General features: G+C 60.7%; 23 protein-coding genes. 10 read left to right on the top strand and 13 right to left on the bottom strand.

All coding sequences use genetic code 11. From position 1 onward, the window contains the following. Window positions 1-109: 109 nt before the first annotated feature. Window positions 110-289 carry a CsbD family protein gene (locus RPG13_RS17040; RefSeq protein ID WP_126107058.1) on the top strand — a complete coding sequence of 60 codons (180 nt, stop codon included), beginning with the start codon at window positions 110-112 and terminating at the stop codon, window positions 287-289. Between the two features lie 177 nt (window positions 290-466). Here RPG13_RS17040 and RPG13_RS17035 read toward each other — a convergent pair whose 3' ends face one another. Beyond that, window positions 467-1,597, bottom strand: a complete 1,131-nt coding sequence (locus tag RPG13_RS17035) for a metallophosphoesterase (protein ID WP_337125545.1) — start codon at window positions 1,595-1,597, stop codon at window positions 467-469. Between the two features lie 127 nt (window positions 1,598-1,724). Here RPG13_RS17035 and RPG13_RS17030 point away from each other — a divergent pair, with 127 nt between their 5' ends. Continuing rightward, on the top strand, window positions 1,725-2,312 hold the full coding sequence (locus tag RPG13_RS17030; protein ID WP_337125543.1) for a hypothetical protein: 588 nt from the start codon (window positions 1,725-1,727) through the stop codon (window positions 2,310-2,312). Window positions 2,313-2,344: 32 nt separating this feature from the next. Here RPG13_RS17030 and RPG13_RS17025 read toward each other — a convergent pair whose 3' ends face one another. Continuing rightward, the gene (locus tag RPG13_RS17025; RefSeq protein WP_337125541.1) at window positions 2,345-3,043 is read right to left on the bottom strand and encodes a TetR/AcrR family transcriptional regulator; all 699 of its coding nucleotides are present in this window, start codon (window positions 3,041-3,043) and stop codon (window positions 2,345-2,347) included. An 82-nt stretch (window positions 3,044-3,125) separates the two neighbouring features. Between RPG13_RS17025 and RPG13_RS17020 the strand changes: the two genes are divergently transcribed. Beyond that, on the top strand, window positions 3,126-3,896 hold the full coding sequence (locus tag RPG13_RS17020) for an NIPSNAP family protein (protein WP_126107061.1): 771 nt from the start codon (window positions 3,126-3,128) through the stop codon (window positions 3,894-3,896). A 63-nt stretch (window positions 3,897-3,959) separates the two neighbouring features. On the opposite strand, the gene RPG13_RS17015 is transcribed toward RPG13_RS17020, so the two are convergent. After that, window positions 3,960-4,922 (bottom strand): glycosyl transferase family 90, encoded by a 963-nt coding sequence (locus RPG13_RS17015; protein WP_126107062.1) that lies wholly within the window; start codon window positions 4,920-4,922, stop codon window positions 3,960-3,962. 27 nt (window positions 4,923-4,949) lie between these two features. On the opposite strand from RPG13_RS17015, the gene RPG13_RS17010 reads away from it, so the two are divergent. Both RPG13_RS17010 and RPG13_RS17005 read left to right on the top strand, forming a co-directional pair. Further along, window positions 4,950-6,092, top strand: coding sequence for a UDP-galactopyranose/dTDP-fucopyranose mutase family protein (locus tag RPG13_RS17010; RefSeq protein WP_126107063.1), 1,143 nt, complete (start codon window positions 4,950-4,952; stop codon window positions 6,090-6,092). Window positions 6,093-6,181: 89 nt separating this feature from the next. Then, entirely contained in the window at window positions 6,182-7,150 is a 969-nt protein-coding gene (locus tag RPG13_RS17005) for a glycosyltransferase family 8 protein (RefSeq protein ID WP_164547238.1), read from the top strand. Window positions 7,151-7,233: 83 nt separating this feature from the next. Here the strand turns inward: RPG13_RS17005 and RPG13_RS17000 are convergent, their stop codons facing one another. After that, window positions 7,234-8,166, bottom strand: a complete 933-nt coding sequence (locus RPG13_RS17000; RefSeq protein WP_292224763.1) for a hypothetical protein — start codon at window positions 8,164-8,166, stop codon at window positions 7,234-7,236. Between the two features lie 163 nt (window positions 8,167-8,329). Then, a complete protein-coding gene (locus RPG13_RS16995; RefSeq protein WP_126107066.1) occupies window positions 8,330-9,337 on the bottom strand; it encodes an NAD-dependent epimerase/dehydratase family protein in 1,008 nt (335 codons plus the stop codon). Window positions 9,338-9,682: 345 nt separating this feature from the next. Between RPG13_RS16995 and fumC the strand changes: the two genes are divergently transcribed. The 3 genes from fumC to RPG13_RS16980 all read left to right on the top strand — a co-directional run bounded on the left by fumC (window position 9,683) and on the right by RPG13_RS16980 (window position 12,233). Then, on the top strand, window positions 9,683-11,080 hold the full coding sequence (fumC, locus tag RPG13_RS16990) for a class II fumarate hydratase (protein ID WP_126107067.1): 1,398 nt from the start codon (window positions 9,683-9,685) through the stop codon (window positions 11,078-11,080). Between the two features lie 141 nt (window positions 11,081-11,221). Further along, window positions 11,222-11,644 (top strand): DoxX family protein, encoded by a 423-nt coding sequence (locus tag RPG13_RS16985; RefSeq protein WP_126107068.1) that lies wholly within the window; start codon window positions 11,222-11,224, stop codon window positions 11,642-11,644. 175 nt (window positions 11,645-11,819) lie between these two features. Continuing rightward, window positions 11,820-12,233, top strand: a complete 414-nt coding sequence (locus tag RPG13_RS16980; protein WP_126107069.1) for a DoxX family protein — start codon at window positions 11,820-11,822, stop codon at window positions 12,231-12,233. Between the two features lie 53 nt (window positions 12,234-12,286). Here RPG13_RS16980 and RPG13_RS16975 read toward each other — a convergent pair whose 3' ends face one another. Genes RPG13_RS16975 through RPG13_RS16965 form a run of 3 tightly spaced genes read right to left on the bottom strand, consistent with a single transcriptional unit; the run spans window position 12,287 to window position 16,656 of the window. After that, window positions 12,287-12,874 carry a hypothetical protein gene (locus RPG13_RS16975; RefSeq protein ID WP_126107070.1) on the bottom strand — a complete coding sequence of 196 codons (588 nt, stop codon included), beginning with the start codon at window positions 12,872-12,874 and terminating at the stop codon, window positions 12,287-12,289. 48 nt (window positions 12,875-12,922) lie between these two features. Beyond that, on the bottom strand, window positions 12,923-14,455 hold the full coding sequence (gene ppx, locus RPG13_RS16970) for an exopolyphosphatase (protein WP_126107071.1): 1,533 nt from the start codon (window positions 14,453-14,455) through the stop codon (window positions 12,923-12,925). Then, the gene (locus RPG13_RS16965) at window positions 14,455-16,656 is read right to left on the bottom strand and encodes an RNA degradosome polyphosphate kinase (RefSeq protein ID WP_126107072.1); all 2,202 of its coding nucleotides are present in this window, start codon (window positions 16,654-16,656) and stop codon (window positions 14,455-14,457) included. Before RPG13_RS16965 ends, ppx begins: the two co-directional genes overlap by 1 nt. Window positions 16,657-16,975: 319 nt before the next feature. Here RPG13_RS16965 and RPG13_RS16960 point away from each other — a divergent pair, with 319 nt between their 5' ends. Both RPG13_RS16960 and RPG13_RS16955 read left to right on the top strand, forming a co-directional pair. After that, on the top strand, window positions 16,976-17,221 hold the full coding sequence (locus RPG13_RS16960) for a zinc-finger domain-containing protein (RefSeq protein ID WP_029354249.1): 246 nt from the start codon (window positions 16,976-16,978) through the stop codon (window positions 17,219-17,221). Window positions 17,222-17,237: 16 nt separating this feature from the next. Then, a complete protein-coding gene (locus tag RPG13_RS16955) occupies window positions 17,238-18,467 on the top strand; it encodes an FAD-dependent monooxygenase (RefSeq protein ID WP_126107073.1) in 1,230 nt (409 codons plus the stop codon). Window positions 18,468-18,713: 246 nt separating this feature from the next. Here the strand turns inward: RPG13_RS16955 and RPG13_RS16950 are convergent, their stop codons facing one another. The 5 genes from RPG13_RS16950 to RPG13_RS16930 all read right to left on the bottom strand — a co-directional run bounded on the left by RPG13_RS16950 (window position 18,714) and on the right by RPG13_RS16930 (window position 23,761). Further along, on the bottom strand, window positions 18,714-19,391 hold the full coding sequence (locus RPG13_RS16950; protein WP_126107074.1) for a TIGR02117 family protein: 678 nt from the start codon (window positions 19,389-19,391) through the stop codon (window positions 18,714-18,716). Window positions 19,392-19,494: 103 nt separating this feature from the next. Next, the gene (locus tag RPG13_RS16945) at window positions 19,495-20,298 is read right to left on the bottom strand and encodes an amino acid ABC transporter ATP-binding protein (protein WP_095489299.1); all 804 of its coding nucleotides are present in this window, start codon (window positions 20,296-20,298) and stop codon (window positions 19,495-19,497) included. A gap of 21 nt (window positions 20,299-20,319) precedes the next feature. Continuing rightward, complete coding sequence (locus RPG13_RS16940; RefSeq protein ID WP_126107075.1) at window positions 20,320-21,477, bottom strand: amino acid ABC transporter permease; 1,158 nt, start codon at window positions 21,475-21,477, stop codon at window positions 20,320-20,322. A 4-nt stretch (window positions 21,478-21,481) separates the two neighbouring features. Next, on the bottom strand, window positions 21,482-22,669 hold the full coding sequence (locus RPG13_RS16935; RefSeq protein WP_128286258.1) for an amino acid ABC transporter permease: 1,188 nt from the start codon (window positions 22,667-22,669) through the stop codon (window positions 21,482-21,484). A 63-nt stretch (window positions 22,670-22,732) separates the two neighbouring features. Then, window positions 22,733-23,761 (bottom strand): amino acid ABC transporter substrate-binding protein, encoded by a 1,029-nt coding sequence (locus RPG13_RS16930; RefSeq protein WP_095489302.1) that lies wholly within the window; start codon window positions 23,759-23,761, stop codon window positions 22,733-22,735. Window positions 23,762-24,170: the final 409 nt, after the last annotated feature.

Genomic DNA, 24,170 nt, shown 5'->3' with positions numbered 1-24,170 from the left:
CCGGCGAGCCGGACGGCTCTGGCCATCGCGGACCCGTGGCCTCGGAACCGAAAAACCAGCCGCCCGTTTGCCCAGGACAAAGGCAAATTAAACCCCAGGAGATGCGGCCATGGTGAACAAGGATCAGGTTGCGGGCCTAGCCAAGCAGTTCAAAGGCTCCGTGAAGAAAGCCGCCGGCAAGGCCACCGGCAACAGGCGCGTCCAGGCTGAAGGCTCGGCCGACAAAATCGCCGGCAAATTGCAGAAGGCCTATGGCGACGTGAAGGACAGGGTCAGAAAGGCGCTCTGATCGCTGCGCTGCCGTTTTCAACAGCGATGAGGAAGCGGCTTAAGTAGCGGTTCAGCTTTTGATAAAAGCGCCGAACCGCTCTAAGTGTTTGTTTTTACGCAATTCCGGACGGAAAACCGCTACGCACTTTTCCTGGAATTGCTTTAGGGGGTTTGCTGTCTGCTTCAGTTGCCGCCGTTAGAAGTTCAGGCTCTTCGAGAAAGCGTTGGTGAAGGCGACCTCGCCATGATCGCCGATGGCTTCACCAAGCACCACGTCCATGCTGTCGCTGGTCACCTGCGCCAGCGCGAAGCCGCCCATATAGGCGGCCTTCGGCTTGAACAGATCGACCCCGTCGCGGCGGTAGATCATCGGCACCTCGTGCTGGTGACCGTGCAAGATAGCGACGACATTGTAGCCCTTCAGCGCCGCCAGCAGCGCCTGCCGGTCCGCTTCGCTCCACCAATGCGGCGGGCCAGGACCGTCATCGTCGAAGGTTCCTTTGGCGGCATCCCATCGTTCGATCGAAAAAACATCCCAGCCATAGTGTTGGAAGAGGATGACGGGGCGGCCATCCGCCGCATAGGTCGCCAGATCCTGCTTCAGCCATGGCAGGCTGGAGAGCGCGCCGTGGCCGGTGTCGCCGGCGAAGCGGTGCGTCTGAATGAGATGCAGGCCACCCCAGTCCCAGGAATAGCAGTCGGTATCGACATCGTAGTCGGTCGCCGGCACCGGCGGCTTGAAGAACACGCCCGGGCGGTGGTTGACCTCGACATAGTCGCGCAATTCGCGCCGATACCAGTCGACATGCTGCGGCGGGCCGTTCTGGTCGAGATCATGGTTGCCGAGCCCGACATAGACCGGCATGTGCACGCGATCCGGGCCGACGCCTTGCTGATAGCGCTGGCTGAACTGGAGAAGCTGCGTGCCCTCGCTGGGCTGGGTGATCTGGCCGCCGCCATCGTCGGTCATGTCGCCGCCGACGACGAGGCCGAGCGGCGTGGCGATGCGGCTGCCGGCCGAACGCAAGCCGGTGGCGACGCCGTTGATTTCGGCCGGCCATTCCTTGTCGTCGATGGCGTTCAAGGCGGCGATACTGCGCAGCAAGGCAGCGTCGGTCTTGCCTTCCTGCTGGCAATTGGGGCTCAGCCCGCTGGCCATGCGGCAGGCATGGACATCAGCGATAAACAGGAAGGTGGCGTCGACGGGCGGACTGCGCTGCCCGGTCTGACCGAGCGCCGGTCGCGCAACGGCGCCGGCCGCAGCAAACCCTACCGCCTGCGCCAGGAAGCTGCGCCGGGAGAGTGATCCTGCCGAGATGCGATTCATGGCGCGAAATTCAGCACAGCCGGCGCCTCTTCGTCTAGTTGCCTCGAACAGTATGTCGACACGGTGCCGCAGGTCTGGCATTCCTTCCCGGTGCTGCACTCAACTTACACGGGCAGAGGAGGACGCCATGAAGACTATATCCATCGGCACGACACTCACCATCCTGGCGAGCGCCGCTCATGGTGCCGAGTGCATCGACGCCAAAGCCGCCAAGGCCGGCTTCGTTCTCGAAAGGCCCGGCATCCATAGCGAGTTTCGACCGGCGGCGGGTGGAATGGTGTCGGTTGCCAACGAATACCAATCCCAATCGCCGCAGACACAGTTTCTGTTCGGCGGCCTGATCGAGGTGTTTCGTGACAGCGAGACCGGTCAGCTTGCCATGATCCCGCTTTCCGATCTCAGAAAGCTGTTTCCGCTCAAGGCCGGGGCGAAAAGCAAGACCGTATTCGTTCGCCTCGCACCCGACAAACAGCCGAAGGGCACCGAGACGCTCGAGATCAACGTCAAGGGCAAAGAGACGTTCGGCCTGGGCGACTGCAAATACAACGTGCTCGCCGTCAGGCAGACGATCAAGAACGAGGCCGGCAAGACACAGGATGAATTCACCGCGCTCTACGCGCCCGACCTGCAAGCCGTTCTGGCCAGGCGCTATGACGAGGGCACCAACGCCGAAAGCGTGGTCGGCTACGAGATCATCAAACGGCTACCGAATTAGGCTCCGGCAGGGCAGAGGGCTGACGCCCGGCATCAAACGACCCTGTGCTGCCGCAGCACCCTGCGACGTCGCTTCGCAACTGCTCCGCCCTTGGAGGACGAATCTGGGGAAGCTTCCTGCTCCAGCGCGTTCAGGCAATCGCGCAGCACACCGGAATCCTGCGCCGTCTTGGCCATCGACATGGCGCCGGAATAGGTGGCGGCCGCGAGCGCGGCGAAGCGCTGCGGATCGGTGTCCTGCTCCCTGCCCGCTTGCTGGTCGGCCCTGATCTTGTCAGCGATCGCTTCGCGCCATGCCGAAAAAATGGCGGCAAGAGCAGCGCGAAAATCCGGATCGGCGAGCGACAATTCATGCGCCAGATTGTTGAGCGGGCAGCCGCGCACGAAACCCTGCTGCTCCAGTTCCGTTGCCACGGCCTCGAACACGCTGCGCACGCCCTCGCGCGCCGAGCCAGCCGCCTGCAGCGGCGCGATCCATGTTTCTTCTACGGCTGCCGCCACCCGCTCCTCGATCACCGCCAGCGCAAGCGCCTTCTTGGTCGGGAAATGATGATGCAGCGCGCCGCCAGTGACACCCGCCGCTGCCATCAGGTCACCGAGGCTGGAAGCGTGGTAGCCGCGCGCCTGAAAGGAGGCTTCGGCGACATCGAGCACGCGTTTGCGGAGGCCTTCCGGGTCGTTGGTGCGTTTCCCGGGCCGCACCTTTGGGCGAGCGGTAATCTCTGCTGACATCTCCACACGATAGCAGATTGACAAAACAGGACAACCGGTCTGGTTTAGAACAGGATGAACACCCTGTTTTGGAGATTGCTCGATGAGCCTGCCCCTGAATGCCCCGTCGAAATCCAGCTTCAACGCCTCGCCGATCGTCGAGCTCAGGCAATACACGCTGAAACCTGGCCGGCGCGAGGCGCTGATCAGCATCTTCGACGGTCACCTGATCGAGGGTCAGGAAACGGCAGGGATGACCATCATCGGCCAGTTCCGCGATCTCGACCGGCCTGACATGTTCGTCTGGCTGCGCGGCTTCGACGGCATGGAAGCGCGCAAAAAAGCGCTGACCGCGTTTTACGAGGGACCGGTGTGGGCCGCCTGGCGCGATGCCGCCAACGCCACGATGATTGACTCCGACGACGTGCTGTTGCTGAAACCGGCATGGCCGGGCGCGGGCTTCGACCTGACGGGCTCGCAACGGACAGCCTTGCCGGCTTACGAAAAGCCAAGCAGAGACAACCGCTTGTCGGATATTGTTGTCATTAAGATTCATCATCTGCGGCCCGGCGCCGAAGTCGATTTCGCCAGCCGCTTCGAAACCGACGCCATTCCTGTCTTGGCGGCACTTGGCGCGCGGCCGCTTGCTGCTTTCGTCACCGAGCATGCCGAAAACAGCTTTCCCCGCCTGCCGGTGCGATCAGGCGAAAACGTTTTTATCAGTGCCGCGGGCTTCGACAGTACGGACGCCCATGCAAGCTTTGAAGCGGCGCTTGCCGGTTCTCCGGAGTGGCAGGCATTTCAGTCGGACCAGGCCAGACCGACGGAAACGCTGCGTCTTTCGCCCACCTCACAATCGCTGCTCGGACGGTGACCTGTCGTGAGGCGTCTCACGAAGAGGCCTTCGCGACGCAAATAATACGTTGCCTTCGTTGGACTACCGTTTCGAACGCGTCAGTTTCCGAAGATTGGACTTCAAATTGCCGCCGGCAGCCACGTGGCCTTCAAGCAAGCGGGCCCATGTGGCCACCGCGGCCGAGCGCGTCAGGTTGGTTTGCGCGAATTGCTGCGCCTCCGCGGCTATTTCGGCCTCCATTTTCGGATTGGCACGCAACCATTCGATACGCTCGACCAGGTCGGACATGTTCCGTGCCACCGGGACGTAGTGACGAAACGGCTCGATGTCCCCGAAGAACCACTCATGCCATGGTCGTTCCTGCATCAGCACGACGCGCTTGGTGTGGAACAGCAATTTCAAGCGCCCGCTATAGCCCGCACCTTCGACGTCAATCATGTATCTGTATGTCGCTACCTGCTCCTCCATGGTCTTGAAAGCGCCAGAATATTGCACGGACGCGGAGTCGTAATCAGGCGCGGTGTCATAAGCCTCCAGGAGATCGGGCCGGACCGTCGCAGCCTGGACCGTTGCCTTGCGCGCATCGTTCATGCAGCGCCCTGCCCAAAACGCGCTGTTCTTGCGCGGCTGCCCTTCCGACGCGACTGCCATCGCCGACGTTTTTTGATCGTAGTCGTCGAATTTCGCCTCCGGCCAGCCATTGAAGATGAAATCAGGCGCGGCAATCTCGGCATAACCGCCTGCCGAAGAAAAGCCGAACCGCGTCCGGAAATACCTGGGTCTTTTTGCAAACGGCACATCGGCCAAGTTGACATAGAAAGATGGGATGCTACGAACGCCGAGCGATGCCAGCGCCTCGGCAATAAGGGTCAGGACTTGTATGTGCCTTTGAAGCCAGACGGCGCGGAAACTTGCCTGCAGCCTTCCCTTGCTGAACCGGCAGTACATTTCACCTCGATTAAGCCTATGCACCAAACCCCGCCCCTGTTCGGCGATGCGAACAGGAATGGGTAGGTTCGGGATCACTGCGTCGAGGCCTGCCATTTCAATGATGCTCTTCTGCGAGGTTATGTGCGGATTTTGATCGTAGGTGCCGGTGTGTCAGGCGCGACTTTGGCCAGATCGCTTGCTGACGCCGGCAATCCCGTTCGGGTTGTCGAGGCAAAGCCGCATCCCGGTGGGCACTGCCACACCGAGCGAGACGCGCGGACCGGCATCATGAAGCATGCGTTCGGACCGCATATCTTCCATTCCGACGATATGGATGTCTGGTCGTTCGTTTCACGATTTGCAGAATTCAGGCCTTTTGCGTTGGAGGTGAAGGCCAATGTGGCCGGGCGGCTGTTCTCGCTTCCAATCAATCTAAACACGTTGAACCAATTTTTCGGAAGGCAGTTCACCGCAGAGGACGCGCAGGCGCATATTCGGAATCTTTCGGTACCACTGGACCATGACCCTCGAAATTTCGAAGAGCAAGCAATCTCAAGTATAGGTGAGGCACTTTATAACGCGTTTTTCAAGGGCTATACGCAAAAGCAGTGGGGGCGTCCACCCGACCAGTTGCCAGCCGATATTTTCAAGCGGTTGCCATTACGCTTTACCAAGGACAACAATTACTTCCACCATTCTCGGATCGGAATTCCGCAGGAAGGCTATACCGCCTTGGTGGAAAAGATGCTTCGACATCCGCTCATCACGGTCGAGTATGATACCAAGTTCCGCCGTGACGGCGGCGATCATGAATTTGATCAGGTCTTTTACACGGGCGGACTGGACGCCTTCTTCAATTTCGAATTCGGACGACTTCCCTACAGGTCGCTGCGATTCGAGGATTTTATCGTGACGGGAGATTTTCAGGAAAGCGCAATCGTGACCTATCCCGATCCCGAGGTCCCATACACTCGGATTTCCGAACACAAAAAATTCGCGCGGTGGGAAACACACGAGAAGAGCCTGTGTTCCCGTGAATTCAGCTTCGAATGCGGCGAAAACGACGTTCCATTCTATCCCGTGAATCTGGCAGCCGGATCGGCGTTGCTGGATCGCTACCGGTATGAGGCCACACAACTCCGCAACGTGAGTTTCGTAGGCCGCCTTGCGACGTTCAAATATCTCGATATGGACGTTGCCATTGGACAGGCGAGGCATGCTGCGGCAGTCACAATCGGCTGTCTTACCACCGATCTGCCGGTGCCGGCCTTCTTTCAGCCATAAGAAACCAAGAGAGCTACGCGTCAAAGCTTTCCGCCCTGCGACAGCAAGACAAGTATTTGATGAGCATGCGCTCTGAGGTGAGTCTAGATATGTCGCAAAATCCGTGCTTCTTTTTCGCTGCCGATCAAAATTACTTCCCATACGCTTGCTTGGCCGCGCGCCGTGTGTTGGACGTATCCGGCCCAATCAAGGGCTTTCTTCTTCAGACTGGTGCCGGCGCAAAAGACCTGGAGGTCGGTGAGCGCTTGCTAGGGTCCGCGGTCAGCATCCTTGACGTGTCGAAGTTCATGGAGGCGACGAATTTTGATCCGGGCCATCTGACCTTGGCGACCTATATCAGGCTGTTCGCAGATCAATTGCCTGAGCTCGAGCCCTACGATCGTATCGTCTATGCCGACAGCGACGTGCTCTTCAATCGATCGATAGCCGACCTCACCCACGCGCAACTGCACGCGCCGTTGCTGGCCGCTCACGACGAGCAGAGCTATTTCGACGCGAAGTACCGGAACCACCTGCCGATGAAGCCAGGCGCACCGAAATTCAATGCGGGCGTGCTGGTGTTCAACATGCCGTTGGTGCGGCGAGAGGGATTATTGCAGCGGACTCGGGAACTCTCCTCGCAGCATACCTACGGTCTGGACCAAGGTGCGCTCAACGTTGCCTTTGAAGGCAGATGGCAGACGATGCATCCCTACTGGAACGTCATGACGAATTTCAGCAGTCAGATATCGTTCGGCAAGTCGTTTGCGCGTCACTTCACGCGGGGTAAACCCTGGTCGCAGCACCCAATTGGCGTCGAACCAGAAGTTTTGGCCATCTATCGCCAACTTGCAAAGGATACGCCTTGGGCCGGCCACTTCCCCCGGCAGGCGCGGTTCGTCCTCAAAAGCTTCACCCGAAAGCTCGATGCCATCACTGGATTCCTCATCAATGACGAGAAGCGCAAACGAAGGTCCCGGTTTGACGCCGAACAGGTAAGCGGGGTTTTTGCCGAGCACGCGGACCGGTGCATGATGGCCGCGCAATATCCCGAGTGCGTTGCCGGGATCGCAAGGTAAGACCAAAATCAGCCAGTCGGCCGGCCAGGCGTATGTATCGGTCAGTTTGCCTGAGGTAGATCAGGCGCTGCCTGTGCAGCGTGTCAGTCAGCAATGCTGGGGGGAAGCGAGATCGTGTATTTCGGCGCCCGACTCCTTTTGAGCTTGCGCCACGGCCTTAGCCGGTCTTTCAAGGGGATCGCAGGTGTTTTGTAAGGCGCGGGGACGAGGCCGGCGAGCCCATAGTAGCTGTCAAGAATATTGCTTTGGAGCAGACGCCGTTCCTGGGTAAAGAAGCTGAAATGCGCCACGACCAGATCGCCGAGCACTTTGCCCGGGCGGTTGAGCATTGCCGGCAGTGTAGCCGATAGCCATTCTTCCTCACCGCCGCTACCGTTCTTTGGCGGAATAAAAAGATCACCCAGTTCCACTATGTCGGATCCAAAGAAGCCGATCGCGTTGATCGAAAAGCGCGACAGCCGGATCTCCCGGTCCGGCACGCGGAAATCGCCGAGTCTGTTGGCTTTGACGGCTTCGATGAAGACCGGGTGAAGCGCCATCGGAAAACTAGCGTGGGCCCACGAGAATTCGCATGCCGCCTGACACGTAAGTGGCCCGTCGACCAAGACCCTGGAAAGATACTTGATCAGCGTGTTGCAGATTGCGTTGTTGATGATCAACGGCGCATACCACAGAGCCGACCCCCTTTCGCTTGCTACCCTCTCCATGAATCTAGGGAAGAAGCCATCTTCCAGAAAAACCACATCGTCGTCGAGGCGTAAATAGAAAGCGTCCGGATCGTCGCAGAAGCGAAAGAAGTCGCCGATCGCGTTGTTGCTGCCATCAGCATCAGGAAGCGTTTTTATCCTGCAACGCGTGTCTGTCGCAGCCAGCTGTTGGAGATAGGCACGATCGACCTCGTTGCGGCAATTGTCCCACAAATGCCATTCGTATACTTCAGGGCTCTTCAGTACATAATGGCTGAGCAGGCGGAGATATTTCTCGCGACCGGCCGGTGTCACAACAATCAATTTCACGAATAGGATGTCCTGTCATAGCCGCGCATCGGCTCGGCTGTTGCCTTGCCGTTTTTACTCCCGGCGAGATGATCGATATCGCCGCTTTGCTCAAACCACAGCGGTGGTCACAGTGCCAAGAGAATCGCCGGCATAAATGTCTCCCTGATCGTCGCGCAGGATTTCACGCACCGCTCACAGGGCGCATCGCAGGCACAGCCGAAGATACCATGTTGGCCGAGCGCCATTCAGAAACCTGTTCTCGAAACCATTCAAGGGTCAGCCTAACGCCTTCTTGATAGCTGACCTTCGCTCCCCAGTCTGGAAGAACACGCCTGGCCAGAGTCAGGTCCGGGCATCGATTTGTGGGATCCTGGGGAGCTGGCGGATGATGCTCGACCCGGGAACCTGGAACGAGCGAACAGACGAAGTTTGCGATCTCCAGCACAGACACCTCGCAATCGTTTCCGATATTCAAAGGGCCCCGGTACGATATGTTGTCGCGCCAGAAAAAACGCTCCAAACCGTCGACGATATCCTCGGCATAACCCCAACTGCGGGATTGAAGACCGTCGCCATAGACCGTCAGGATTCCGGTGGTCAGGGCTTGGCTGATAAAATTCGATATAGCGCGACCATCGTCGATACGGGTTCGCGGTCCATATGTGTTGAACAATCTCGCGACACGGATATCGAGTCCGCTGATGCGCTGAGATTCAAACAACAGCGCTTCGGTGCAGCGCTTGCTCTCGTCGTATGACGATCGGGGTCCTATGCAATCCACCGAGCCCCTGTAGCTCTCCGGCTGCGGAGAGACCAAGGGGTCGCCATAGACTTCCGACGTCGAAGTGAAGCAGAAGCGACCACCCGGTTTGAGTAGCGTCAGAAGATTCAGCGCGCCCCCGATGTTGGCCTTGATCGTGCGTACCGGCTCGCGCATGTACCATGATGGAGAAGCAGGCGACGCCAAGTGCATGATTTCATCGAAGCGCTGGTGCGATGCGAAGCTCTCGGCGTCTTGTACTTCCAGGCTCAGTCGCGGATCATTGATATGCTCAATGTTCTGCTGCACTCCGGTCCACAGATTGTCGACGACAACCAACTTTCCCAGGTCGGCGCGCAGCAACAGGCGATCGACCAAATGCGATCCGATGAAGCCGCAGCCTCCAGACACCAACACGCTCCGCGACATGGAGTTTCTCCTCGACATTCGGCCATTCAACAAACAGCCGAACTGTTTTCTCGGAGGACGCCATACACGCATTCAGTCCAAAGCCATAAGTTTTTCCTGCCAGTGCACTTTATCCGCGCCGCGCTAGTTCGGATGAGGGTGTTCGAGTGGATCGCCCGCGTTGGAGTTTCTTCCACATACCTCAACCGTCTCGGCGCCAACGCGCCGATCCACCTTCTCGATAGCGAGAGAAGAAAGAAGATTCTCCTTCAACCGATTTGCATCCTTGCCGCCCGCAATCTCCGCTTGAAGCCATTTGTGCAACGCGATACGCCGGTGCCGAATTCGACAGACCGGAGAGACCAAGTGAGCGCGCCAGAGACCAGAACCGAAACCGACACGTTCGGTCCCATCGAGGTCGCCGCCGACCGCTACTGGGGCGCACAGGCGCAGCGTTCGCTGGGAAATTTCAAAATCGGCTGGGAAAAACAGCCAGCGTCGATCGTTCGCGCGCTCGGCATCGTCAAGCGGGCGGCGGCCGAAACCAATATGGAGCTGAAGCGGCTCGATCCGGCTATCGGCAAAGCGATCATCGAAGCCTCTCAGGAAGTCATCGACGGCAAGCTCAACGATCATTTCCCTCTGGTCGTCTGGCAGACCGGCTCGGGCACGCAATCCAACATGAACGCCAACGAGGTGATCTCCAATCGGGCGATCGAACTGCTGGGCGGCGTCATGGGGTCCAAGAAACCGGTGCATCCCAACGACCACGTCAATATGAGTCAGTCGTCGAACGATACCTATCCGACGGCCATGCACATCGCCTGCGCCGAGCGCATAGTGCACGACCTGTTGCCGGCGCTGAAGCATTTGCATGCGGCGCTCGAAGCCAAGACCAAAGCTTTCGCCCACATCATCAAGATCGGCCGCACGCATACGCAGGACGCGACGCCGCTCACCCTTGGCCAGGAATTCTCAGGCTATGCCGCCCAGGTCGCCTCGTCGATCAAACGCATCGAGATGACGCTGCCCGGCCTCCAGGAACTGGCGCAAGGCGGCACGGCCGTCGGCACCGGTCTCAATGCGCCGATCGGTTTTGCCGAGAAGGTGGCGGCGCGCATCGCTGACATCACCGGCATCGGCTTCGTCACCGCGCCGAATAAGTTCGAGGCGCTGGCGGCCCATGATTCCATGGTGTTCTCGCATGGCGCCATCAACGCCTGCGCCGGCGCCATGTTCAAGATTGCCAACGACATTCGGCTGCTCGGCTCCGGCCCGCGCTCCGGCCTTGGTGAACTGTCGCTGCCGGAAAACGAGCCGGGTTCATCGATCATGCCGGGCAAGGTCAACCCCACCCAGTGCGAGGCGTTGACGCAGGTCTGCATCCAGGTGTTCGGCAACAATGCGGCTGTGACCTTCGCCGGCAGTCAGGGCCATTTCGAGCTCAACGTCTACAACCCGCTGATGGCCTATAATTTCCTGCAGTCGGTGCAGCTGCTCGCCGACGCCTCCATCTCCTTCACCGACAATTGCGTTGTGGGCATTGAGGCGCGGGAAGACAACATCAAGGCCGCCCTCGACCGTTCCCTGATGCTGGTGACAGCGCTGGCGCCGACCATCGGCTACGACAATGCCGCCAAGATCGCCAAGACCGCGCACAAGAAGGGCACAACCTTGCGCGAGGAAGCGCTGGCCACCGGACTGGTCAGCGAAGCCGACTATGACCGCCTGGTGCGGCCGGAGGACATGACGCATCCGGGATGACGGCACGTCATCCGGGATGATCTTGAGCTGATCGCAAAAACGTTACTGCGGTGAACGATCTGTAACCAAATCCGCGTCTTTGGTGAACAGTCGACCTGCTCTATCTGGATGGCACTACAACCCCTTCCGGAGAGAGTCACCATGTCCACCAACACGTCCGTTGCCGGTTCCGGCACCGTTTCCAACGCCTCGGCCACCATCCTGCTTGGCCGCGTCCTGCTTTCAGTCATCTTCGTGCTTTCCGGTTTCGGCAAGCTCACCGCGATCGCCGGCACCGCAGGCTACTTCGGCAGCATGGGCCTGCCGATGCCGACCGTAACGGCTGTTGTCGTCGGCCTGATCGAGCTGCTCGGCGGTCTCGCCATCCTCATCGGTTTCCAGACCCGGATCACCGCCTGGGTGCTGGCAGTCTTCACTGTCGCCACGGCGCTGGTCGCCCACACCGGCTGGGCCGATCAAATGCAGATGATCAGCTTCATGAAGAACCTGGCGATTTCCGGCGGTTTCCTCGTGCTGGCCTCCTCGGGCGCCGGCGCCTATTCGGTCGACGCCAGGCGCGGCTGACGCAAGCTAGTAGCTGTTGCAGCAAGGGGCGCGGAATTTTCCGCGTCCCTTTTTCGTTGTCGATCTACCAGACTGTCGATTGGCCGGGCCCGAGTGGCCTGGCCCGAATTTCTGCTAAGATCGAGGCATCGGGGAGGAACAGGCCAACCGGCCTGGTCGACATCGGAGGTGACCAATGCCACGCAATGCGCTGCTTCTGGCTTCCCGATTGCTGCTCGCCGCGTTATTCGTTCCGTCCGGCTTCCACGCGCTCACCGACATTGCCGGCACATCAGGCTATTTTGCCGGCCTCGGCCTGCCGCTGCCGACACTCGTAGCCTGGGCGACGGGGCTGTTCGAGCTTATCGCCGGACTGCTCATCCTCGTCGGCCTCAAGACGCCGATCGTGGCGCTCCTGCTTGCCGCCTTCTGCATCGCAGCAGGCTTCATCGGCCATTATGGCCAGGGCGGCGACGATCCGACGCTGACCTTCATGCATTCACAGATGCTGATGAAGGACATCGCCCTATCAGGCGGTTTTCTGGCGCTGGCGATGGCAGGCGCAGGGGCCTACTCGATCGACGGGCGGCTACTTGCAAGCCGCGCCTGAGCAAATCCCCCCGGTTTACTTGGTGTCCAGAAAAACGAAGTCTGCGAGACGGCTTACATTGACGGGTACCGACGCAAGAGCGCGATACCCATCTCCCCTACCCCCATATACAGACAAAGCTGCTGTTTCTTAACCGCCATTGCCACCCACTCGTATCCAAAATCGTCTGGAGCCCTAACGTAGTTTCTAAGGTTGCTGTCTATGGCGACGTACACATAGCCATCTGATTGGATCAGTTCTTGTCTCTTCAAGTATGGTAACAGATCGGCCCGACCCAAAATGGGCTTGATCGATCCGCCGATGGTCTGAGCCCTGTCGGAAAGAGCTTGGTCAATACCTCTTGAACATGGCTCGAGCCTTGAAAACAAATCGCTCTTCGACAGCGATTTCATAAATTTGAGAACGTCCGTGCTTGGCTTGAATACAAAGTAATTTATGCGCTCCCCGTTCTGGGGTGTTCTCAACATTCTATGAAAATTGAACGGCGTTCTGACGCCCATCCCTTTGGGATAATGCCGATCCAGATCGAACGTCCCCTTGGCCACGACGGACCGAGTGTAAAGCGTCTGGGCACTGGCGGTGCCCGCTAAGAGGACGAAAATCGCCGCAATCAACAGCTGAAGAACCTGCCTGAAGCTCACGGCGTTCCTTTCTTTCCTCAAACTGTCGCGACGCGACTACGCCGGCGTCTATTTCACCGAACCGCTAGACCCGCCCTCGACCGCCAGCACCAGCCGGCGATTGGTGACCCTCGCCAGTTGCGCCAGGCGCCCGGCAGGCCGCTCGCCGTAAAGATCGGACAAAGAGGCCGGCAGCACCAGCGCAAGCACGCCATTGCCGCGATTCTCCCATTTCAGCCGCGGCATGACGCCCGGCATCGCCGCCGTCAGCACGTAGACGACGCGCATCACCGCGGCCAGTGCGCGGGCGCGCTCGAGATAGCGCGGCGTCGCCAGCCCCCGGATTTCCGGAGCGGCATCGTTGAACAAGCCCTCGTGGCGAAACAGATTGACAAGCGCCAGGAAGGCGCGCCCGGGATGGTCGACGCCGATGAAGGAGGCATGGGCGATGATGTTGAGCGACTGCTTGCCGCGATATTCGGGATGCGCGCGCCAACCGATGTCGGCAAGCAGACAGGCGGCCTGGCGATAGCGCCTCTCGTCGTCGGTCTCGTCGATGCCGAAGGCGGCAAAGGTCTTGCCGGTCCACTCGACAAGCTCATGTGCGTGGGCGACCGAGCGCGAGCGCAGCCGGGCGAGTTCCTCCGAGGCCGAGATCAGCGGATCCGCCTTCTGCTCGGCCTCGTCGAGCAGCGAATAGAGAAAGCCCTCGCGCACGCCCAGCGCCGAAACGATGATCTTGGACGGCTGCATTGCCGCCATGATCTCCTGCAGCACGATGGCGCCATAAGGCAGCAGCGAACGGCGGTTCTTCGAGACGCCTTCGATACCCTTCACCTTCTCGATCTCACCCTTGGCCACCTGCTTGAGGAAGTTCGCGGCGCTTTCGATGCCGATCTCGTAATGGTGCATGACGCTCAGCGGATAGTTGGTCATTTCCATGTGCAGCCGGGCTAGGTTTCGCCAGGTGCCGCCGACCGCATAGAATGGCCTGCCCCGCCCGCCTTTCAGGAGCTTTGCCTTCGCGAGCTCGTCGCGCGCTATCTTTCCGGCCTGGGCCAGTGAGTTCTTCGCCATGTCCTGCAAGCGCAGGCCGCCCAGCGGCAGCGTGATGCCGTCGCCGATCGTCTCGCCGTCGACGTCTACCAGCTCAAGACTGCCACCGCCGAGGTCGCCGGCGATGCCGTCAGCCGGATGGAAGCCGGAAATGACGCCAAGCGCGGAATAATGGGCTTCCTGGCGTCCGCTCAGCACCTGGACCTCGGTCTTGAGCACATCTTCGGCGCGGTGGATGAAATCGGGACCGTTGACCGCCTCGCGGGCAGCCGCGGTCGCCAGCACATACATGTGCTCGGCGCCGGCCTGCTCGGACAGCGCACGGAAACGGCGAAACTCCTCCATCGAGCGCGTCACCGCCTCGGGGTCCAGCTTTCCGGTCGACACGATGCCGCGACCCAGGCCAGCCAGCATCTTTTCGTTGAACAGCGTGGTCGGCGAGCGCGACAGCCCCTCATAGACCACAAGACGGATCGAGTTCGACCCGATGTCGATGATGGACAGCGGTCGGCGGTCCTGAAGCCGGCCCTGGGACGTTGAAATCATCAGCCGGTCGCTGCGCCGTTTTTCTTGCGGCGCTTGAACTGCGCGATGCGCTTGGGCGCATGCGATTTCAGCGCATCACCCCGTCCGGAAAGGCTCGGATTGGTCATGAAATATTCCTGCGCGTTGAACGGTTCCTCGCCCTCCTCAAGCACGGAGCGCCGAGAGGTTCCATCAGCCAATACGTCGAAACTTTGCTGGTTGTCCATGATGTTGCCCAGCATGATCTGGCCGAGCACTTGTTCATGCACCGTTGGATTGGTGATCGGCACCATGGTTTCGACGCGGCGGTCGAGATTGCGCGGCATCAAATCGGCCGATGAGATGTAGACGACCGCCCCGTCCGACGGCAGGCCATGGCCGTTGCCGAAACAGTAGATGCGGCTGTGTTCAAGGAAACGGCCGACGATCGACTTGACCCTTATGTTTTCCGACAGGCCCGGGACCTGAGGCCTCAGGCAGCAGATGCCGCGCACGACGAGATCGATCTCGACGCCGGCGCGGCTGGCGTCATAGAGCGCGTCGATGATGATCGGGTCGACCAGCGAATTCATCTTCATCCAGATGCGGGCCGGCCTGCCCTCCAGCGCATGGGCAATCTCGTCCGAAATGTGCTTGAGGATGCGCTTGCGCAGCGTGAAGGGCGAGATGGCCAGCCGCATCTCCTCGGTCGGCTCGGCGTAGCCGGTGATGAAGTTGAACAGCTGGGCGACATCACGGGCGATCGTCGGATCGGTGGTGAAGAAGGACAAGTCGGTGTAGATGCGCGCGGTGACCGGGTGGTAGTTGCCGGTGCCGAGATGCACGTAGTTGCGCAGCTTGCCGTCCTCGCGCCGCACCACCAGGGACATTTTTGCGTGGGTCTTCAGCTCGAGGAAGCCGAACACGACCTGAACGCCGGCGCGCTCGAGATCGCGGGCCCAGCGGATGTTGGCTTCCTCGTCGAAACGCGCCTTGAGCTCGACCAGCGCCGTCACCGACTTGCCGGCCTCGGCCGCGTCGACCAAGGCGCGCACGATCGGGCTGTCGTTCGAGGTGCGATAGAGCGTCTGCTTGATCGCCACCACTTCCGGATCGGCCATCGCCTGGCGCAGGAACTGCACCACCACATCGAAGGATTCGTAGGGGTGGTGAACGATGATGTCCTTCTCGCGTATAGCAGCGAAACAGTCACCGCCATGCTCGCGGATGCGCTCGGGAAAGCGCGGATTATAGGGCGTGAACTTGAGATCGTCGCGGGCGATGGCGACGATCTCGGAAATCTGGCTGAGCGCCAGCGGACCGGTGAGCACGCTGATGCGGCTCGACGAGACGCCAAGCTCGCCGGCGACGAACTCGCGCAGCTCGGCCGGCATCAGCTTGTCGAATTCGATGCGGATGACCGAGCCGCGGCGGCGGCGCTTCAGCGCCGTCTCGAACAGGCGCACGAGATCCTCGGACTCCTCCTCGACCTCGATGTCACTGTCGCGGATGATGCGGAACGTGCCGGAGCCCTTGACTTCGTAGCCGGGGAACAGCTTGCCGATATAGAGGCCGACCGCCTCTTCCAGTGGAATGAAGCGGACATGACGCTTGCGGTCCGGCAAGCGGATGAAGCGCTTCAGCGCCACCGGCAGACGCAACAGCGCACTCATCTCCTCGCCATTCCTGCGATGGCGCAGTTGCAGGGCCATCGAGAAGCCGAGATTGGGAATGAACGGGAACGGATGCGCCGGGTCGATCGAAAGCGGTGTGAGCACCGGAAAGACCTGCTCCTGGAAATGATCCTCGAGCCAGGTCTTCTCGTCCTTGGTCAGCGCATCGCGGCTGATGCTCTCGATGCCTTCCTTGTCGAGCAGCAGCATCAGCGCGGAAAGGCTATTCTGCTGATCCTCCTGCAGACGCTCGACCTCGCGCAGCAGCTGTTCCAGCTGTTGTTCGGGGGTGCGGCCGTCCGGGCTCTTCAGCGTGATGCCTTCGCGAACCTGGCCGGCGAGACCGGCGACGCGCACCATGAAGAACTCGTCGAGATTGGCGGCGGATATCGACAGGAAGCGGACACGCTCGAGCAGCGGATGATTGGCGTTCAGCGACTCCTCAAGGACGCGGCGGTTGAATTGCAGCCAGGAAAACTCGCGGTTGACGAAGCGGTCCGGGTTGCCGCCCTCTGGGCTCGCCACCTCGACAGTGGTGAATTCGCTCTGCACCGGCTTTAGTTCGTTCATGGTTCCTGCTCGTTTCGCACCCGCTGCCCAGAGCGTCACGCGTCGTTCCGGATGCGCAAAGGACGCTCTACCACTTTTAAGCTACGCATGATCCCCAGCGAAACCGAATTCGATTTTCGCGGCCATGCCTTAACCGGCTTAGCTTATCCTGTGACAGGCTTTTACGACAGTTTGATTTCATCGATCTTGCAAAGAGACAGCTAATGATCCAGATGCAATCCAGGTACAGCGCAGCGCGTCCTTTGGACGCGCAAAGGACGCGGTAGAATTTTGATTTTGCGCATGATCCGAGGTCATGCGGCAAATTTAGGAGACGACGATGGCAGGCGGTTCCATTCCCCATTTCCAGAACGATGCGGGCTATGCGGCGATCGACATCGGCGTCAAGGAATTCATGTGCACCGGCGCCAACCCGCCTTTCGACCATCCGCATGTGTTTCTCGACATGGGCGACGACAATGAAAAGGTCTGCCCCTATTGCTCGACGCTTTATCGCTATTCGCCAAAGCTGAAGGCGACGGAAACGCAGCCTGCGGGATGCCTGTATATCGACCAGGCCGCCTGACGCGCACGTCATCCCTATGGACGACACGCGGTCCGGGCAGGTCGTCATCGCCGGAGCCGGCGTCGCCGGACTGACTGCGGCGCTGGCATTTTCCGAGCGCGGCTATCTGGTGCGGCTGTTTGAGCAGGCGCCGCGCCTCGAAGCGGCCGGCGCCGGCATCCAGCTCTCACCCAACGCGACGCGCATCCTTCGCCAGCTCGGCGTGCTCGACCGGCTGTTGCCGGCGGCGGTGCGGCCGGAGGCGGTCGTGCTCAAGGACGCCGCCACGCTGCGCGAGCTGGCGCGGGTGCCGCTTGGCGAAGCAGCCGAAAGGCGCTGGCAGGCGCCCTATCTCGTCGCTCATCGGGCTGATCTGCAAGAGGCGCTGATGGCGCGCCTTGCCGAACAGCCGGACATCAGTCTCGTCACCGGAGCGCGCGTCGGCGGCGTCGCGGCAGGACCGCACCATACCACGGCAACAGTCGAGATTGCCGGCAAGACCATCGAAGCCGACGGCTTTCTGCTGATCGGTGCCGACGGCGTCTGGTCGGCGATCCGTGCCTTCGGCGGATTTGCCGCCCAAAGCCGGTTTTCGGGCGAGCTTGCCTGGCGCGCGACGGTCAGCGCAGACAGTGTCGCGGGAGAAGCCGTTGCGGCGGTTGGCGCCGCCAATTGCGTGACCGCCTTCCTGCATCCCGGCTTCCACCTCGTCGCCTATCCGGTCAGCAATGGCGCGGCGTTCAATCTGGCCGCCTTCACCAGGGGCGAGATCATCGCCGAGGGCTGGTCGGGCCACGCCGACCCCGAAATCCTCGTCGGCGCCATGCGTGGCACGGCGGCAGCACTGGCCCGGCTTGCCGAGGATGCCGGCCTGTGGACGGCATGGCCGATCCATACTGTTGACCAGGCACAGCCATGGACGACGCCCGCCGGTATCGCGCTGATCGGTGATGCGGCGCATGCGATGACGCCGTTTGCGGCGCAGGGCGCGGCGATGGCGGTCGAGGATGCCGCAACCCTTGCCGGCTTTATCGCCGCCTCGCCCGCCGATCCATGGGGCGCGCTTGCTGCCTGGGAAAAAATGCGGCGGCCGCGCATCGCCAAAGTCGCCCGCCGCGGCGCCGTCAACCGCTTTGCCTGGCACGCTTCCGGGCCGGTGGCGGTCGCGCGCAACCTGTTCCTGAAGCTGCGCTCGCCCGAAAAGCTCGCGGCGGATTTGGACTGGCTCTATGGCTGGCAGGCGCCGGACTCTGGCGATCGGCGATGAAAGCTCGATAGGCTGGCGGGACAGCGCCCCCCTTCTGTCCTGCCGGACATCTCCCCCACTTTGGGGGGAGATCGGCCGTCACCTCGGCTTTCGCCAATCTCCAACGTTGCAGGATGAAGCGCAGCGCCGAAACTGCCAATCTCCCTCCTTGTGGGGGAGATGTCCGGCAGGACAGAGGGGGGCGCGAAGGAATGAGGCGCTTTTGCCCCACTCAGCAATGCCAAGCCGACTGATTGCCCGGAACTCTCAATTGTAAATCCTTATCGATAGGTCCAGCGTGGCCGGCAGCGGATTCCACCAGCCTGTCCGCAGGCCGGCGATACGCAGAGCAGCCGCGGTCCAGGTGTTGCAGCCGACCAGCGCGTTGAAGTGGCCGTTGGCTTCGTAGAAGCGATCGAACCTGGAATAGGCGGCGTTCTCGATCAGGATCGGGCCGTTCGGCCCTTGCTGGAAACTCGCGGCGATGAAGTCGAGCAGCGCCGCAAAACGCTCCTCGGCGATGTCGAAGCCGGCAACGTCGGGGTGCGGCTCGGCAATGTTGCCGGCGACATCGACATGCATCACCGAAGCGTCAAGGGTCAGCGCCTTCATCACCGGCACGGTCTTCAGCTCCGACCAGCTCGGCGTCTCCAGATAGAAGGCGCGGCCGCCCCAGCCGAAGACGATGTAGCGGACCTCGGCCATGTCGGTGGGAATGCCGCCATCGACCAGGAAATGGAAGCGCTTGCGCACATCGTCGTCGACCGGAATGGCGATATCGGTGTGGATCGGATTTTTCAGCACCAGGATGTGCCTGGTGGCGATGGGATCTGCGGCCGCCGCCGGCAAGAGCGGCCGTGGAATGAACGTGCCCAGCATCACGGCGAGCACGATCGCCACCACCGGAATGGCGAGAAAACGCCCAATGAGGGATGGCTTCTTCATGGGCGACGGTCTTGCAATCGGCTCTCGATCGCCGGCTGACAGCTCAGACGCAAAAGAGCCCGGCCGGGTTTCGGCCGGGCTTTTTCGATTTGCGCGAGAGCGATCAGTGCAGGATCTGCGACAGGAACAGTTTTGTACGCTCGTGGCGCGGATGGTCGAAGAACTCGGCCGGCGTATTCTGCTCGACGATCTGGCCCTGATCCATGAAGATCACCCGGTTGGCGACCTTGCGCGCAAAGCCCATCTCGTGGGTGACGCAGAGCATGGTCATGCCCTCTTCGGCGAGGCCGACCATCGTCTCCAGCACTTCCTTGATCATTTCCGGATCGAGCGCCGAGGTCGGCTCGTCGAACAGCATGATGCGCGGGTTCATGCACAGCGAGCGGGCGATGGCCACGCGCTGCTGCTGGCCGCCGGAAAGCTGGCCGGGATATTTGTTGGCCTGTTCCGGGATCTTGACGCGCGTGAGGAAGTGCATGGCGATTTCCTCGGCCTGCTTCTTCGGCGTCTTGCGCACCCAGATCGGCGCCAGCGTGCAGTTTTCCAGGATGGTCAAATGCGGGAACAGATTGAAGTGCTGGAACACCATGCCGACCTCGCGGCGCACCTCGTCGATTTTTTTCAGATCGTTGGTCAATTCCTTGCCGTCGACGAAGATTTTGCCCTTCTGGTGCTCTTCCAGCCGGTTGATGCAGCGGATCATCGTCGATTTGCCGGAGCCCGAAGGGCCGCAAATGACGATCCGCTCGCCGCGCATCACCTTCAGGTTGATGTCCTTCAGGACATGGAATTCGCCGTACCATTTGTGCATGGCGATGATGTCGATGGCGACATCGGTGGTGGAAACCTGCATCTTGGCGGCATTGACCTTGATCTCTTCCGCGCTGACTGCATTTTCTGTGGCCATGGAAGGTTCCCTTTTTTGTTCTTAGCGTTTGTAGCTGGTGTCGAGCCGGCGTTCCGTGAACATCGAATAGCGCGACATGCCGAAACAGAACAGCCAAAAGACGAAGGCAGCGAACACGAGGCCGGACCTGGCCGTCTGCGGCGTTGCCCAGTTGGCGTCGGAAAAATTCTGTTTGACGACGCCGAGCAGGTCGAACATCGAGATAATTGAAACCAGGCTGGTATCCTTGAACATGCCGATGAAGGTGTTGACGATGCCCGGAATGACCAACTTCAGCGCCTGCGGCAGCACGATCAGGCCCATCTTCTGCCAGTAGCCGAGGCCGAGCGAATCCGCCCCCTCATACTGGCCCTTGGGGATCGCCTGCAGGCCGCCGCGCACCACTTCGGCCATATAGGCAGCGGCAAACAGCGACACGCCGATCAGTGCCCTGAGAAACTTGTCGAAGCTGACGCCGGCCGGCAGGAACAGCGGCAGCATGACGCTGGCCATGAACAGGACGGTGATCAGCGGGATGCCGCGCACCGTCTCGATGAAGATGACGCACAGCATCTTGACGATCGGCATCTTCGATCGCCGGCCCAGCGCCAGCACGATGCCGAGCGGCAGCGAAACGGCAATGCCGACGAAGGACAGGCTGAGCGTCACCAGAAGCCCGCCCCACAACGAGGTTTCGACATGCGGCAGGCCGAACACGCCGCCAACCAGCAGGATGAAGGCAAAGATCGGCAGCGCCCCGAAGAACAAAATGGCGTTCAGCCCCTTGCGCGGCACCTTCGGGATCAGCAGCGGCACCAGAAGTGCCACGAACAGGATGGCAACCAGGATCGGCCGCCAGCGCTCATCGATTGGATAGCGGCCGAACATGAACTGGCCGAACTTGGCGTTGACGAAGGCCCAACAGGCGCCGGACCAGCCGTCCGGCTGGATGCCGCCCTGCGCCACCGTGGCGCAAAACGTGCGGTCCGTGCCAGTCCATTGGGCGTTGATGAAGGCCCAGCTGATCAGTTGCGGCAGGATCATCGCGACCAGCACGATGCCGATGATGGTCATGATCGTGTCGCCGGCCGAAGCAATCAGGTTCTTGCGTATCCAGGCGCCCAGGCCGCGCTCGCTTGACGGCGCCGACTGTGCCAGAGCCATTTCGACGCGGACAAAGGAAAGGTCGTGCTCCTGCATGTCCCTACCTCTCCACCAGCGCCATTCTGGCGTTGACCACGTTCATGATCGCCGACGTCAACAGGCTGAGCGCGAGATAGACCACCATCATGATCAGCACGCACTCGATCGCCTGGCCGGTCTGGTTCAGCACCGTGCCGGTCGTCGCCGTCAGGTCGGGGTAGCCGATGGCGATGGCGAGCGAAGAGTTCTTGGTCAGGTTCAGATATTGGCTGGTCAGCGGCGGAATGACGATGCGCATGGCTTGCGGGATGACGACAAGCCGCAGGATCGATCCCGGGCGAAGCCCGAGCGCGCCGGCTGCCTCGGTCTGACCCTTGCTGACGCCCATGATGCCGGCCCGCACGATTTCGGCGATGAAGGCCGCCGTATAGAAGGACAGCGCCAAATAGAGCGACAGGAACTCCGGCTTGACCTGAAAGCCGCCAGTCAGGTTGAAGGTTGATTGCTTTGGATAGTCAAAGCTCAGCGGGAAGCCACTCAGCGCGTAGGCCAGCAACGGCAAGCCGACGATCAGAGCCGCCGATGTCCAGAACACCGGGAACTGCTGGCCGGTCGCCATCTGCCGCTGACGCGCCTTGCGGGCGACAAACCACGCCATGGCAATGCCGAGAAGCAGAGCGACCAGGATCAGCCACGAGCCTTCGCCCCAGACGGGGCGCAAAAAGTAGAAGCCGCGCTGGTTGAGAAAGGAGCCGAATGGCAGGTTGATGCTTTCGCGCGGCGGCGGCAGCACCGAAAGCACGCCTGAATACCAGAAGAAGATGACCAGCAGCGGCGGGATGTTGCGGAAGACCTCGACATAGACCATGCAGATCTTGCGGATCAGCCAGTTGTGCGAAAGCCGGCCGATGCCGAGGATGAAGCCAATGATGGTGGCGGTGATTATGCCGGCGCCGGCAACGATGAGCGTGTTGATGAAGCCGACCACAATCGCGCGGCCATAGGTCGAATCCGACGAATAGGCGATGGCGCTGTCACTGATGTCGAAGCCGGCGCGGCCCCTGAGGAAGCCGAAGCCTGATGCAATGCGCAGGCGCGTCAGATTGTCGATGGTGTTTTGGACGATCCACCAGACCAACGCCACCAGCACGATGACGACCACCGCCTGGAAGAATATGCCGCGGACCTTCGGATCATTGATAAAGGAGCCGCGGCTTGGCTCCTCGCGAAGAATTTCCTGCGATGCCATTCGACCATCCCCTGGAAAGAGAAACCGGAAGGCAGGAAAGCTGCCTTCCGGATCACATTTCGATCAGCGGATCGGCGGAGCGTATTGCAGGCCGCCCTTGGTCCACAACGCGTTGATGCCGCGCGCGATCTTCAGCGGGCTGCCCGAACCGACATTGCGTTCGAACATTTCGCCGTAATTGCCAACTGCCTTAACGATGTTGACGACCCAGTCGTTGGAGACGCCGAGATCGGTGCCGATCTTGGTGTCTGCTTCCTGGCCGAGCACGCGCTTGATCTCGGGATTGTCCGAGGCCTTCATCTCCTCGACATTGGCCTTGGTGATGCCGAGTTCCTCTGCCTGCAATAGCGCGAAATAGGTCCATTTGACGATGTGGTACCACTGGTCGTCGCCCTGGCGCACGGCCGGTCCGAGCGGTTCCTTGGAGATGATCTCGGGCAGCACGACGTGGTCGGCGGGTGCGCCAAGCGTCAGGCGGATGCCGTAAAGGCCGGACTGGTCGGTGGTGTAGACGTCGCAACGGCCGGCGTCATAGGCGGCGTTGACCTCTTCCAGCTTCTCGAAGACGACGGGGTTGTACTCCATCTTGTTCGACTTGAAATAGTCGGCAAGGTTGAGCTCGGTCGTGGTGCCGCTCTGCACGCAGACCGCCGCGCCCGAAAGCTGCAGCGCGGAATTCACGCCCGGCAGCTTCTTGGCGTTGATCATGAAGCCCTGGCCGTCATAGTAGGTGACACCGACGAAGTTCAGCCCAAGTGCCGTATCGCGGTTGATGGTCCAGGTGGTGTTGCGCGACAGGATGTCGATCTCGCCTGACTGTAGCGCGGTGAAGCGTTCCTTGGCGCTGAGCGGCGTGAATTTGACCTTGGTGCCATCGCCAAAAACGGCGGCCGCGACAGCGCGGCAGAAATCCGCATCGATGCCTTGCCAGTCGCCCTTGTCATCCGGCGCCGAGAAGCCGGCCAGACCGGTCGAGACGCCGCATTGGATGAAGCCCTTGGCCTTGACGTCGTCGAGCGTGGCCGCCGACGCGGCCGAAGCCACCAATCCAAGCGCGGCGGCGCCCAGAATGCCGATTGCAATGTGTTTCATAACCCACAGACCCTTTTCTGTTTTTTTCAGGCGAACCTGACTTTTTTTCGGTGTGAATGCAGCTTCCCGTTCCGGCCCATTCCCGGAACCCCGCATCGCAACCAACGCGCTGCCTCCCATTCACGAACTGCATCGAAGGCGATTATTCCTGTGAGGTCAAGGAAAATGACCGAAACCGAAAGAGATTGAAAACCAATTGCCGCAAATGCCCGAATTGCAGACAAACACGCCTGGAAATTAGTCAGCCGTGCGAACAAAGCCGGCAAAATCCGGCCAACGCAAATCGGGGCTGGGGCCTTTGAAATTCGCCTTCGGAAGGCTGCGCATTCCTGAGTTGCCATGGATCAATTGGTATATCCGAAGTCCGCCGCCTGGCGAGCGTCGGGCGGTTGCGCGGCCAATGCCGCCG

It is taken from the genome of Mesorhizobium sp. ISC15 (assembly GCF_037162615.1).
Lineage (GTDB): Bacteria > Pseudomonadota > Alphaproteobacteria > Rhizobiales > Rhizobiaceae > Mesorhizobium > Mesorhizobium mediterraneum.
This window is presented reverse-complemented; position numbering and strand designations above follow the sequence as displayed.

What these genes read in the sequence shown, in the direction of transcription:
- RPG13_RS17040 (WP_126107058.1), top strand. Translation starts at nt 110, where the DNA reads ATGGTGAACAAGGATCAGGTTGCGGGCCTAGCCAAGCAGTTCAAAGGC.
- RPG13_RS17035 (WP_337125545.1), bottom strand. Translation starts at nt 1,597, where the DNA reads ATGAATCGCATCTCGGCAGGATCACTCTCCCGGCGCAGCTTCCTGGCG.
- RPG13_RS17030 (WP_337125543.1), top strand. Translation starts at nt 1,725, where the DNA reads ATGAAGACTATATCCATCGGCACGACACTCACCATCCTGGCGAGCGCC.
- RPG13_RS17025 (WP_337125541.1), bottom strand. Translation starts at nt 3,043, where the DNA reads ATGTCAGCAGAGATTACCGCTCGCCCAAAGGTGCGGCCCGGGAAACGC.
- RPG13_RS17020 (WP_126107061.1), top strand. Translation starts at nt 3,126, where the DNA reads ATGAGCCTGCCCCTGAATGCCCCGTCGAAATCCAGCTTCAACGCCTCG.
- RPG13_RS17015 (WP_126107062.1), bottom strand. Translation starts at nt 4,922, where the DNA reads ATGGCAGGCCTCGACGCAGTGATCCCGAACCTACCCATTCCTGTTCGC.
- RPG13_RS17005 (WP_164547238.1), top strand. Translation starts at nt 6,182, where the DNA reads ATGTCGCAAAATCCGTGCTTCTTTTTCGCTGCCGATCAAAATTACTTC.
- RPG13_RS16995 (WP_126107066.1), bottom strand. Translation starts at nt 9,337, where the DNA reads ATGTCGCGGAGCGTGTTGGTGTCTGGAGGCTGCGGCTTCATCGGATCG.
- RPG13_RS16985 (WP_126107068.1), top strand. Translation starts at nt 11,222, where the DNA reads ATGTCCACCAACACGTCCGTTGCCGGTTCCGGCACCGTTTCCAACGCC.
- RPG13_RS16980 (WP_126107069.1), top strand. Translation starts at nt 11,820, where the DNA reads ATGCCACGCAATGCGCTGCTTCTGGCTTCCCGATTGCTGCTCGCCGCG.
- ppx (WP_126107071.1), bottom strand. Translation starts at nt 14,455, where the DNA reads ATGATTTCAACGTCCCAGGGCCGGCTTCAGGACCGCCGACCGCTGTCC.
- RPG13_RS16965 (WP_126107072.1), bottom strand. Translation starts at nt 16,656, where the DNA reads ATGAACGAACTAAAGCCGGTGCAGAGCGAATTCACCACTGTCGAGGTG.
- RPG13_RS16960 (WP_029354249.1), top strand. Translation starts at nt 16,976, where the DNA reads ATGGCAGGCGGTTCCATTCCCCATTTCCAGAACGATGCGGGCTATGCG.
- RPG13_RS16955 (WP_126107073.1), top strand. Translation starts at nt 17,238, where the DNA reads ATGGACGACACGCGGTCCGGGCAGGTCGTCATCGCCGGAGCCGGCGTC.
- RPG13_RS16950 (WP_126107074.1), bottom strand. Translation starts at nt 19,391, where the DNA reads ATGAAGAAGCCATCCCTCATTGGGCGTTTTCTCGCCATTCCGGTGGTG.
- RPG13_RS16945 (WP_095489299.1), bottom strand. Translation starts at nt 20,298, where the DNA reads ATGGCCACAGAAAATGCAGTCAGCGCGGAAGAGATCAAGGTCAATGCC.
- RPG13_RS16940 (WP_126107075.1), bottom strand. Translation starts at nt 21,477, where the DNA reads ATGCAGGAGCACGACCTTTCCTTTGTCCGCGTCGAAATGGCTCTGGCA.
- RPG13_RS16935 (WP_128286258.1), bottom strand. Translation starts at nt 22,669, where the DNA reads ATGGCATCGCAGGAAATTCTTCGCGAGGAGCCAAGCCGCGGCTCCTTT.
- RPG13_RS16930 (WP_095489302.1), bottom strand. Translation starts at nt 23,761, where the DNA reads ATGAAACACATTGCAATCGGCATTCTGGGCGCCGCCGCGCTTGGATTG.